This window comes from Eudoraea chungangensis, assembly GCF_029360665.1.
Taxonomy (GTDB): Bacteria; Bacteroidota; Bacteroidia; order Flavobacteriales; family Flavobacteriaceae; genus Eudoraea; species Eudoraea chungangensis.
The window spans coordinates 557,256-568,970 of sequence record NZ_JARDUB010000004.1 but is presented as its reverse complement, the minus strand read 5'-3'; the positions used below and the strand labels follow the sequence as shown (position 1 = coordinate 568,970).

Here is an 11,715-nt window from a genome sequence, read left to right as displayed (position 1 = left end):
GGACGACAAGGCTATTACTAGTTACCTATGGGATTTCGATGATGATGGTGCAACCAGTGCTTTAGAAGATCCATCGCATACTTTCGATACCGCCGGGGTTTACCAGGTGAGTTTACGAGTAGAGGATGCAGAGGGTGCATTTGATACGGCTAGTATTACGATCACGGTAGAAGAACCGGCAGGAGGCGATTTCGCTTTAAGAATTAATGCAGGCGGACCACAGCTTACCTACCAAGGAAATGTATTTGAAGCAGACGCCAACTTTGTAGGAGGAAAAGTATACACAAATACAGATGCAGATGTGCCTGTCCTTTATCAGACGGAACGTAGTGCCTCACCACCTGCTTTCGGTTATGAAATTCCCCTGGACAATGGAACATATCAGGTGACCTTACACTTCGCAGAAATCTACTGGGGTGCCAACGGAGGAGGTCCTGATGGGGAAAATAATAGAGTATTTGATGTTCAGATAGAAGGAAATACTGTGCTGAATGACTATGATATCATTAAAGATGTTGGAACGGAAACAGTAGTTACCAAAACATTTGAAGTAGTGGTATCGGATGGCGAATTAACCATGGCCTTTGATGCACAAGGTGGCGATGGTATAGACCAACCTAAACTATCTGCCTTGGAGATAATTAGTACCACAACTGTAGGTTGTGGACCAGTTCCTGCACCTTGGGCGAACACAGATATTGGAAATGTGGCAGCTGACGGAAGTGCGTGTTATAATCCAAGTACAGGTGTCTTTGAAGTGGAAGCTTCTGGTAGAGATATCTGGGATGGTAGTGATGAATTCCATTTTGTATACCAGTCTTTAACTGGGGATGGAGAGATAATTGCAAGAGTATTGTCATTAGATGATACGGATAATTGGGCAAAAGCCGGGGTAATGATGCGTAATACGAACGCTGCTAACTCTGCCTTAGTTCTAATGGCTTTATCGCCTAACCCGCAACCATTAAGTACAGGTATATCCTATCATTTCCAAGACAGACCAAGTGCTGGTACGGTAATGATTCCGGCTAACAACAATACCGGTACAACTCCTGTTGGAGCTTATCCTTACTATGTGCGACTGGTTAGACAAGGAAATACCTTTACAGGATATGCATCAGCAACCAATGGTAACTGGCAGATTGTAGGTAGTAAAACTATTGCGATGAATGAGACCATTCAGGTAGGATTGGCAACAACATCTCATGATGATGGAGTAATTACGACAGCTAGTTATGATAATGTTAGTGTAATACAGAGTTCGCTTTCTGCTAAAGGAACCGACAGTGCCTTGGCTGGAACGGAGAGTGGTATAACCGACGATATAATAGTTAAGGCAGATAGCTTCTCTGTATATCCTAACCCAACATCCGGGATAACTACTTTGAACTTGGCCGATTTCAATGGGCAAGAGGTAAATGTAATCGTGGTTAGCACAGCAAATCAGGTTGTATGGCAGAATACTTTTAATAATAGTCATTCCTCCGAAGAGACCATTAATTTAAGTAGTCTTACCACAGGTTACTACTATGTTATTGTTACCGCAGGAGATTTGGAACTATCACAACCACTACTCATACGGAAATAATTAAAACGTATAATTAAAATAAAAACATAGATGTAAATAAAAGGGAGGCCACCGCGGCCTCCCTTTATAATTGGTATTTACCCTTTAATGGAATTTTAAAAAACCTCCAAATAAGGAGGTTTTTTTATGCTTAAAACAAGTATGTATATTTTTGACTCCTACTCTTATTTAAAGTTTTTTCTTAAAAAATTCTATGGTTCTCCCCCAGGCCAACTTTGCGGCATTTTCATCATATCGTGGTGTAGAAGTATTGTGAAACCCATGGTTAACATCAGGGTAAAAATATGCCACATATTCTTTGTTATTCGCTTTTAATGCGGCTTCATAGGCGGGCCAACCTTCATTAACCCTTGTGTCTAAGCCTGCGAATTGAAGCATCAGAGGGGCTTTTATTTTATTTATATCTTCTTTAGGCTGCCCTCCATAAAATGGCACTGCGGCGGATAAAGTTGGTACTTTTACGGCCATCATATTGGAAATCCACCCGCCAAAACAAAAACCAACAACCCCTATTTGGCCATTGCAGTCTTCATGGTTTTTTAAATAATTGTAGGCGGCAATAAAATCTTCTAACATCTCATACCGATCTCGCTGTCGTTGCATGGTTCTACCTTCATCATCATTTCCAGGATATCCTCCCAAAGGGGTAAGCGCATCGGGTGCCAGAGTTATAAAACCTTCTAAAGCTGCCATTCTAGCAGTATCTTCAATATAGGGATTCAATCCTCTGTTTTCATGAACTACAACAATACCTGGTAATTTCTTAGTCTTCTTTGGTTTGGAAAGCAGCCCTTTAATGCTTCCTCCTCCTTTCGGGGAACTATAATTTATAAATGACGAATCTAATCTTGGATCATCTTTTGCTACCAGCAGTGTATCCGTGTAATTAGGCATTAAAAAACTCATTAATGATGCTACGGTAACTCCTCCCACTGCATAAATGGATAGTTTTTCCATAAAATCCCTTCTCGATAGTTTATTGTGTGCATAAGCATCGTATAAATCGAATACTTCTTGCTTAATCTGTTTCTTTTTTAATGGTTTCATATAGCTACTATTTTATAATTCCTTTAATAAACTGTTCTTTATAAGCCCGGCCTATGGGCGTCTTTTTACCTCCTTCGAGAGTTAATTGATTTCCTACAATTTTTTGAATTTTTGAGGTATTAATAATATAAGATTTATGAGTTCGCACAAATTCTTTATCCTTGAGGTTCTCTAACCAAAATCGCAAAGATTCTGAAGATAAATGCTTTTTTTCTTGAAGAACTATTTCTGTATAATCCCCGTCTGATTTAATATAAATTATATCCTTGACCTTAATACGTATATGCTCATAACCCGATTTAATAAAAATCTCTTTTCTGGCTTCTGGTTTATTCTTGGCTTCAAATTCTTCCTTTTGACCTGCGGAAGGATCAGGTATTTTAGCGAGGGCCTTTACAAAACGTTCAAAGGAAAAGGGTTTTAGCAAATAATCCTTTACCCCGTAGTCATAACTTTCTAAGGCATATTCAGAAAAAGCAGTGGTTAGGATTACAGAGGGTCTAGGGTCTAATACTTTAAGAAATTCAATTCCGGAAATCTTGGGTAAGTGTATGTCTAAGAAAATAAGATCTACGGGATGGGTTTTTAAGAAGGCTAGAGCCTCGATTGCATTAGAAAATACCCCTTCCAATTTCAAATAACCTATTTCACTAATATATTTCTGCAGGATACGCTGTGCCGGGGGTTGATCCTCTATTATAACACACTTCATGGTTCTAGTCTTTTAAGTTGCATTTCTAGTGTTACAGCGTATTTATTTTTACTGGTGTCAATGTTTAATTTATGCGCATTGGGATATAAAATTGCCAGGCGCTTTTTAACATTTTGAAGGCCTATTCCGTGGGGCATGTCATCTGTATTGGTACTTATTTCATAGGAATTTGTACAGTCAAATTGTAATTTGCCTCTTTGGTCAATTGTGAGATTTACACGGATATCGATATTCTTGGACTGGCTAGCAGTACTATGCTTAAAGGCATTTTCTAAAAAAACAGACAAAATTAGCGGTGCTATCTTGTAGCCATTAGAGGCATTATTAGAGTGAAACACAACATTACCTCTTTCTTCTATCTGTAATTCATATAATTTTGTGAAATTCTCCAGATGTTCAATTTCCTTGTTTAAGGAAACATATTTTTCTTTACAGTCATATAACATATAGCGCAGTACCGCCGATAATTCTAGGATAATTGTAAGAGTTTTAGGAGAGTTTTCTATTGCGTACGAATAGAGATTGTTGAGGTTGTTAAATAGGAAGTGTGGATTTATTTGAGACTTTAAAAACTGCATTTCACTTTCATTAGCTGAAATGCGCAGGGCCTCAAGCTCGTTTTGTTTAAGAGAAGCATCCCATGCAAATTTAAATCCTGAAAGAATAATCAAGGTTGGCATTACGTCTAAAAGACTGTAGAGGACTCCTCTAAATTCTCCTCTTTCCGTATTGGCAAAGTATATAGGTTCAATAATAAATTCCTCTACAAATATCACAATTGAAATAACCAATAGAGAGCTTATAAAAAATAACACATATTTTTTCTTGTAGTACAGATGAGGAATAAAGGCGTAGTTAATTATTATGGCACCAAGGGCATAGGCTAAAAAAATAAATACTTTATGTTCTTCTATTCCCGGTTGTCTGCTATCAAAAGAGTAGAAAATAAATAAAACTATATTCAGCAAGAGCTGAAAGAAGAATTCTTTCCAATTCCATCCAATAGTCTTTGAGAATTTATAGGTCATAGTTAAAATTAACTTATTTAAACAAGTTATGAATTTTATTACTGCCATCAACCGAATTGAAATGCCGAACGACAAAAACTCAGGGATTTGTCGTTCGTTGGGATAGTTATGTCGTTCAGGGGATTTTACTTTTATTAACTACTACTCTTGCGCATCTTTACTCTCATATTAATAACCGCAAAATGTCGTTTAGGAAACTACTTTTCTTTTTTTTACTTCTCTTAGTCTGTCAGGGTCTCCTGGCACAGGAGTCTAAAGAACATACTGTATCCGGAAAAGTTGTAGAAGCTAACTCTGGAACAGAAATTGCCTTTGCAACGGTTCTTATTGCGGACACGGATACCAAACAGCCAATTACAGGTACCACAACCCTAGAGGACGGTAGTTTTGAGCTAAGCTTTAACGCCAGTAATTTCTATATTGAAGTAAGTTTTATCGGATACCAATCTAAAACTTTTGATACAGTTGACACTAGCCTTCAAAGTATTAATCTGGGTGTAATTGTTCTTGTTGAAGATGCCGAACAATTAGATGAAGTAATCGTACAGGGGGAGGTTTCAAAGATGGAGTTTAAATTAGACAAACGTGTTTTTAATGTTGGGAAAGACATTAGTAGCACCGGAATGGGAGCTTTGGAAGTTCTTAACAATGTTCCCTCGGTTAATGTAAGTATTGAAGGGGAAGTGAGCCTAAGGGGAAGTGCCGGGGTTCAAATATTAATTGATGGTAAGCCGTCTGTTTTAGCAGATGACCCTAGTAACGCTCTAGGAACTGTTACAGCCGATATGATTGAAAGTGTAGAGGTAATAACAAATCCTTCTGCCAAATATGATGCCGAAGGAACTACCGGCATAATCAATATCATCCTAAAGAAAGAAGAAAAGACAGGACTTAATGGTTCTGTCTCTATAAATACGGGTGCTCCAGACAATCATAGTCTGGGATTTAGCCTTAATAGAAGAACAGAAAAGTTTAATCTATTTACACAAATAGGTGCTGGTTACCGTTCTCTTCCCAGAGATTCTGAAGCAACGAATCAGGATCTTATAAACAATATTACCACCAGTAGTGTTGGAACTTCCTTTAGAAATGAAACTTTTAACAACATCACCCTTGGATCTGATTATTACTTAGATGATTTCAATGTTATTACCCTCTCTGGAAATTTTGCCTATGAGATTGAAGACCAGCCTTCGGAGACCTTTTTTAGCCTTACAGACAATAATACAGGGGAGAATACGCAGTGGAGCAGAGTAGAAGTTACTGATGCAAACAATCCGAAGTGGCAATACGAGCTTAACTATAAGAAGGAATTTCGAAATAATGAAGACCATACCTTAGGATTTAGTGCTATTGGGAGCTTTTTTGGGAAAGATCAGTCTTCAGAGTTCAACAATACAGAAATTATTGGTACCGATATTCCGCCAGACCAACAAACAACCACCGAATTTCAACAGGCCAATTACACCTTTAAGTTAGACTACGCTAACCCATTAAGCGAGAAGTATGAGATAGGGGCAGGAGCACAGTACCTGATTAGCGATGTTGGAAACGATTTTTCTGTGAGTGATCTGGAAAATGGAATTTGGGTACCTAACGACGACCTCACTAATAATTTTGATTTTAACCAGGATGTTTTAGCCTTTTACGGTTCGGGATCTTACGAGGCAGATAAATGGGGGATAAAGGCGGGTCTTAGAATTGAACTTACCAGTTTAAACACACTACTGGAAAACACAAATGAGTCTAATGACCGAAACTATTCTGATTTTTTTCCTAGTCTGCACACAACGTATAAACTAACAGAAAAGGTGTCTTTTCAGGCTGGTTATTCCAAAAGAATCTACCGCCCAAGACTCTGGGATCTAAATCCATTTTTTAATATTAGAGATAACTTTAATATACGGACCGGGAATCCTAATTTATTACCAGAGTATACAGATTCATTTGAACTTACCAGTATTTACTCTGTAGGAAAGGTTTCCCTGAATAGTTCTTTATATTATAGACTAACCACAGACGCAATAGAGCGAGTATCTACTTTCGAAGACAATGTTAGAGTAACCATGCCTATGAATATTGGTACGGATCAGGTAACAGGAATAGAGTTTAATGGCAAGTATGTGCCCATTAATTGGTTAACTCTTAACGGAGACTTTAATTTTGGCTACTTTATCAGAAAAGGAAGTTTCGAGGATCAGGTATTTGACTTTGATGGGGAACGATGGACTGCACGTCTGAATAGTAAATGGTCCCTTCCGGCAGATATTGATCTAGAGTTAACCGGGAATTATAGATCTGGTTATTTGGTGGTACAGGGAGAAGTATCTGAGACAGCTTTTATGGATGTTGGAATTCGCAAAAAGTTCATTAAAGGAAAAGCTGTGGTAAACCTAAGCGTAAGAGACGTATTTAGCTCGAGAATATTTGAAACGGCAATTGCTCAGAATAATTTTACATCCGTTAATTATAACCAACGTGGAAGATTTATAACCATGGGAATTAGCTATGGCTTTGGAAAAGGGCAGGCGATGACTTATTCCGGTGGCCGAAGAAGATAATTTACAACAAAATAAGAAGGTAGTTCCCCCGCTTCTTTTTTTATAAATATTTCTTTTTTTTTTAACTATTCTTCGTTTCATTTTTGTCATTTTTGCACTTCGTTTAAAAAGGAAATAAAAAGTAATTTTTTAGTAGACAAAAATGAAGAAAACAACGGGTTTGCGCATGCGGATTTGGCATAGATATTTGGGATTCTTTTTTGCAGGGATTATGGCCATGTATGCCATAAGTGGTATTGTTTTGGTATTTAGAGATACCGACTTTTTAAAGAAGAAGGTAGAAATTCAAAAAGAATTGGAGCCACATTTGGAAGCAAGTTCTTTAGCTAAAGTTCTAAAGCAAAAAGGGTTTAAAGTAGAGCAGGAAGATAGTGGGCAAATAATTTTTAACAACGGTTCCTATGAGAAGGCTACAGGAGTAGCAACTTATAGCGTTAAGAAATTACCCTTTGTATTAGACCAAATGACCCATATCCATAAAGCTAAGTCGAGCCAGCCTTTGTTTTTTCTAAATATTTTGTTCGGTGTGGCACTGTTATTTTTTGTAATCTCTGCTTTTTGGATGTTCAGGCCAAGTACGCCTATATTCAAAAAAGGGATTTACTTTACTCTGGGGGGCATTATTCTCACCTTGGTTTTACTATTTGTCTAGGCCTAGTGATCTTTTGGCGCCAGCCAATTTGTTCTGTTTACCTTGGTGCTATCCTCTAATATTAATCCTGCTTTTTCGTATAAACTAAGTTGAAAGTTAGGATTGCTGCCTACTTCTAAAGTTGTGGTTGAACTTTTTTCATATCGTTCAAATTCTATGCTAAGCAGGTCACCAGGTTTATACGTTTTCAGTAGTTCAGTTAATTGCGAATCCGAAATAATAGGTACATCATCTATTTTAAGAATTTTATCCCCTTTGGTTAATCCCGCTTTATATGCCGGAGACTCAAATGCCGGATAACCTCTTAATATGGTATCCGTGAAGTTAATCCCGTAAACAGGCGTAGTGGGATTGGTATTTAAAACTATGCCCACAGTATTAAAAAGTTTTTCATAATCGGGCATTTCGGCCTTATAGATAAAACTATTGAAAAAGTAATCTCCGAATTTGTCCCCGGCATATTCCCCTAATACTTGCTGTAAATCCTTGTTCGTATAATATTTCGCCTTCTTGCCATATTTTTTCCATACAAGTTTCATAAAGTCATCTAGATTTAGTCCCATTTCTCTAAGGGATAAATCTAATGCCAATCCTAACATATGACCATAGCTGTAATAGGAAATAAAGGTATTTCTACTATTCGTTTGATCTACACTTTCGGCAGCATCCTGAAAAGGGGCTTGATAACTCATTTCAATAGGACTATAAAAAAGGCGACCACTTGAATTCCAAACATAATTAAAAGATCCTGTAAGCCAATTTACATAGGTCTCGGTTTCCATTAATTGTGACCTGCACAGAATTAAACCGGCATAATAACTGGTAAATCCTTCCCCAAACCACAGTTCACCACTCATATTTGCCTTTTCAAAATTAAACGGTTCTAAGGCTTGTGGTCTGATGCGTTCTATATTCCAGGCATGGAAAAATTCGTGGGCTATGGTACTGATTTTGCCTACAGAATTTTGGTCACTAAGATCGCTGGTGGAAGTACAGACGGTAGAATTCCGGTGTTCCATTCCATCTCCGTCAACATGGGGCATATAGCAGGCCAAAAATGTATACTCCCCATAGTCGAATTCCGGTAACTCGCCATAGACGTATTTTTCTTGTAGAACAACTTTTTTTACCTGCTCAAAGTACCGGTCTACTTCATCTTCGGTGCCTCTATGATGCAATACCAACGTAATTGTTTCCCCGTCTAGGACGAAGGAACGCCTGCTAAAATTACTTAGCTCCGTAGGACTATCCATAAAGTATTGCAGATCCTTTGCGTAATAGGTGTTTTCCTCAAGAGGTTTTAGTTGGGTAGCAATTTTCCAGTTTAAATCTTCCCTTGGGATAAAGGTCACTTCAATTTCTTGATCCATTAGCTCTGGAACGTACATAAAGGTGGCAGGGATATTTAAGTGAGCATGGGTTTCATCCACTTGCGCGTATGTCCCGTCTCCATGATTTGCAAAGAGCCGATAAGATACCTGTATGCTGCCGTCGTGTCCGGAGGTCTTCCAGGAATAGGGGTCAGGCCTAGTAATGGTCAGAGGATTTCCATTGCTGTCCGTAACTTTTACGTCAAATACATTTTTCGCAAATTCATGCAAAGCATAGCGCCCCGGAGAAGACCTGCTCATTCGGAAAATTACTTCATCCTTTTTTAGATTGCTAAAGGTAGCTTCAATTTGAGCCTCATGATGTACGGCCTCCTCAAAAGATATTTTATAGCTAGAAGGTGCTTGAGCATTAGCGCATAGCAGGAATAAAGAGAGTAGAATACTAAAAAATGGTGTTTTCATAAAGAGTAAAATTAATGACCGAAAAGTTACTACAATATTAAGGATTTATAAATCTTAATAATTTCGATAATTCCAGCGCTTACTGTTTAGAATAAATTTGCAATCCAGGCTAATAATTTTCAAAAGTAAGCTAGCTTAAATTAAAGTATAGCACTCTTTGCGAATAATTGCCGGTCCAAAAAATAATAAATTGCCCTCAGTACGTATTCCCTCAATCTAATCAATTCTATTTCAAAAGATTATATAAAATACCTACTTTTAAGAGGCAAACCGATAACCATGAAACCTCCTCAACTATACTTAATAGTAATATTGCTACACTTTACTTTGGTTCAGGCCCAGGAAAACCAAAAATTAGATAGTCTTTTAAAACTGTACGAGCAACTGCCAGATGATACCTTAAAGGTAAATGTTTTGGGAAAATTATATTTCGAAATGCGCTATAGCGATATGGCCAGTTCAGTGGTATATGCACAGAAACAACTAGGATTGGCAAAAAATCTTAATTATGATAATGGCATAGCCAATGGTTATTCTAACATAGGAAACTATTACCTTAATATAGGGCAGGGAGATTCCGCAAAATTTTATCACAACAAGGCACTGGAAATGTTTACCCTGCTAAAGAATTCAAAAGGACAGTTTAATTCAAGGTATTCGCTTGCCGTGCAGGAACATAACGAAGGTAATTATAAAGAGGCTATCATCTTATCAGAATCTAATTTGCAAAATCGTATTTCCGTTGGCGATTCTCTTGGAATAGCGGGTACGCATCTTAGCTTGGCACGATCTTATGAAAAAAAAGGTAGTTTTAAAATTGCCTACGACCATCTTATTTCGGCCCTCAAAATATATGACCTAATAGAACAACCTTTGTGGAAGGCTGATGCCCTTTTTGCACTCACTGCTCTAGAAAGTACATTTAAAAACTATAGAAAAGCTATTTCCTATGCTGAAGAAGCCCTGGTAATATATAAAGATAATGATCAAAAGGTTTTCCAAATGGTTGCCTTAAACGGAATAGGGCAGCTTTATATGGATTTGGAGGATTATAGAACTTCATTGAAGTATTTATTAGAGAGCCTTACTATCAGTATGGAGCTTAGTTTGCCCCGATTGGAAGGGGTTATACGCAGAAATTTGGGTAGGGTATATATTAAATTAGGGCAGCCTAATGAAGGAATTGTTTTTCTTAAAGAAGCAGTAGAACTGCATAGAAATACCGATAGCCCTATTGAGCTTTTCAGTTCACTTACATTTATGGGAGAGGCCTATAATGAAATAAAAGAACCAGAAGAAGGATTGCCATATTTTAATGAAGCAATTGAGTTGTTGGAGTCAAAAAGACCTACTGCCAATGGTGCTATAGTTTATGAAGGGCGATCTAAAACTTGGGAGTTAATTAATAAATACAATTACGCTCTTCGTGATTATAAGGAATTTAAAACACTTAATGACAGTATTTTTGATACAAATAAAACCAACCAAATAGAAGAGTTACGTACGATTTATGATACCGAAAAGAAAGAACAACAAATAGCACTTCAGGAAAAGGAGATTACAGTATTAGAGCAAAAACAAGAAATAAGCAAGCTTCAAAAAATGTTAATGGGAATAGGTCTTGTAACGGCACTTATTGTTTTTTACGCCCTGCGACAAAAAATGAAACGAAATAAATTAGAACGAGATAAAGTAGAAGCAGAACTTGCCTATAAAAAGAAAGAACTCACTACTCATGCCCTTCATTTGGCTAAAAAAAATGAGGTTTTAGAAACGGTAAAACAAAAAGTAAAGGAACTAAAACGTATAGAAACTGGCATGGGTTATCAACAACTCATTCAAACCATCAATTTTGACCAGCAGGACGACAAAAATTGGGAGAACTTTACCCAATATTTTGAACAGGTACACAAGGACTTTGCTTATAATGTAAAAGCCAGATATCCAGATGTGAGTAAAAACGAGCTTCGCTTTATGGCGCTCTTAAAAATGAATATGTCTTCAAAAGAGATTGCTACTATTCTTAATATTTCTCCAGATGGTATAAAAAAGGCAAGGCAAAGGCTTCGAAAAAAAATGGACCTAAGCCCGGAAGACTCACTAGAAAGCACAGTCTTAGATATTTAGTCCCTTTAATATGACTGGGAAACTGTCTGTATTTAATGCGATAATGGGCTGTACCCCTTTTGTACCCCCTCTACATTTTTACTCCTAATAATACTCCCCTATGTTTGACTTGTAAACGGAATATATCCAATACCTGACAACCATTTTATAGTCCTGCCCGCTTTGGTTCACCGAACCATTTTGAGCAAATTATACAAACAATCTTAT

8 protein-coding genes are annotated in these 11,715 nt (G+C 37.4%); 4 read left to right on the top strand and 4 right to left on the bottom strand.

What is annotated here, in order from left to right:
• Window positions 1–1,588 (top strand): malectin domain-containing carbohydrate-binding protein (locus tag PXG98_RS12490; protein WP_276391542.1); only part of this gene is annotated, 1,588 nt, incomplete at its 5' end.
• A gap of 168 nt (window positions 1,589–1,756) precedes the next feature.
• Here the strand turns inward: PXG98_RS12490 and PXG98_RS12485 are convergent.
• Genes PXG98_RS12485 through PXG98_RS12475 form a run of 3 tightly spaced genes read right to left on the bottom strand, consistent with a single transcriptional unit; the run spans window position 1,757 to window position 4,375 of the window.
• Entirely contained in the window at window positions 1,757–2,635 is an 879-nt protein-coding gene (locus tag PXG98_RS12485) for a dienelactone hydrolase family protein (protein WP_276391539.1), read from the bottom strand.
• Between the two features lie 7 nt (window positions 2,636–2,642).
• Complete coding sequence (locus tag PXG98_RS12480) at window positions 2,643–3,347, bottom strand: LytR/AlgR family response regulator transcription factor (protein ID WP_276391537.1); 705 nt, start codon at window positions 3,345–3,347, stop codon at window positions 2,643–2,645.
• On the bottom strand, window positions 3,344–4,375 hold the full coding sequence (locus PXG98_RS12475) for a sensor histidine kinase (protein ID WP_276391534.1): 1,032 nt from the start codon (window positions 4,373–4,375) through the stop codon (window positions 3,344–3,346). The genes PXG98_RS12480 and PXG98_RS12475 overlap by 4 nt, the downstream gene beginning before the upstream one ends.
• 182 nt (window positions 4,376–4,557) lie before the next feature.
• Between PXG98_RS12475 and PXG98_RS12470 the strand changes: the two genes are divergently transcribed.
• Together PXG98_RS12470 and PXG98_RS12465 are read left to right on the top strand one after the other, a co-directional pair.
• Window positions 4,558–6,936, top strand: coding sequence for a TonB-dependent receptor (locus PXG98_RS12470; RefSeq protein ID WP_276391533.1), 2,379 nt, complete (start codon window positions 4,558–4,560; stop codon window positions 6,934–6,936).
• Window positions 6,937–7,078: 142 nt separating this feature from the next.
• Entirely contained in the window at window positions 7,079–7,588 is a 510-nt protein-coding gene (locus tag PXG98_RS12465) for a hypothetical protein (protein ID WP_276391531.1), read from the top strand.
• 2 nt (window positions 7,589–7,590) lie between these two features.
• On the opposite strand, the gene PXG98_RS12460 is transcribed toward PXG98_RS12465, so the two are convergent.
• Window positions 7,591–9,381: a M61 family metallopeptidase gene (locus PXG98_RS12460; protein WP_276391530.1), complete on the bottom strand. Its 1,791-nt coding sequence runs from the start codon at window positions 9,379–9,381 to the stop codon at window positions 7,591–7,593.
• A gap of 279 nt (window positions 9,382–9,660) precedes the next feature.
• On the opposite strand from PXG98_RS12460, the gene PXG98_RS12455 reads away from it, so the two are divergent.
• Window positions 9,661–11,508 (top strand): tetratricopeptide repeat protein, encoded by a 1,848-nt coding sequence (locus PXG98_RS12455; protein ID WP_276391529.1) that lies wholly within the window; start codon window positions 9,661–9,663, stop codon window positions 11,506–11,508.
• The last annotated feature ends 207 nt before the right edge of the window (window positions 11,509–11,715 follow it).

What these genes read in the sequence shown, in the direction of transcription:
- PXG98_RS12485 (WP_276391539.1), bottom strand. Translation starts at nt 2,635, where the DNA reads ATGAAACCATTAAAAAAGAAACAGATTAAGCAAGAAGTATTCGATTTA.
- PXG98_RS12480 (WP_276391537.1), bottom strand. Translation starts at nt 3,347, where the DNA reads ATGAAGTGTGTTATAATAGAGGATCAACCCCCGGCACAGCGTATCCTG.
- PXG98_RS12475 (WP_276391534.1), bottom strand. Translation starts at nt 4,375, where the DNA reads ATGACCTATAAATTCTCAAAGACTATTGGATGGAATTGGAAAGAATTC.
- PXG98_RS12470 (WP_276391533.1), top strand. Translation starts at nt 4,558, where the DNA reads ATGTCGTTTAGGAAACTACTTTTCTTTTTTTTACTTCTCTTAGTCTGT.
- PXG98_RS12465 (WP_276391531.1), top strand. Translation starts at nt 7,079, where the DNA reads ATGAAGAAAACAACGGGTTTGCGCATGCGGATTTGGCATAGATATTTG.
- PXG98_RS12460 (WP_276391530.1), bottom strand. Translation starts at nt 9,381, where the DNA reads ATGAAAACACCATTTTTTAGTATTCTACTCTCTTTATTCCTGCTATGC.
- PXG98_RS12455 (WP_276391529.1), top strand. Translation starts at nt 9,661, where the DNA reads ATGAAACCTCCTCAACTATACTTAATAGTAATATTGCTACACTTTACT.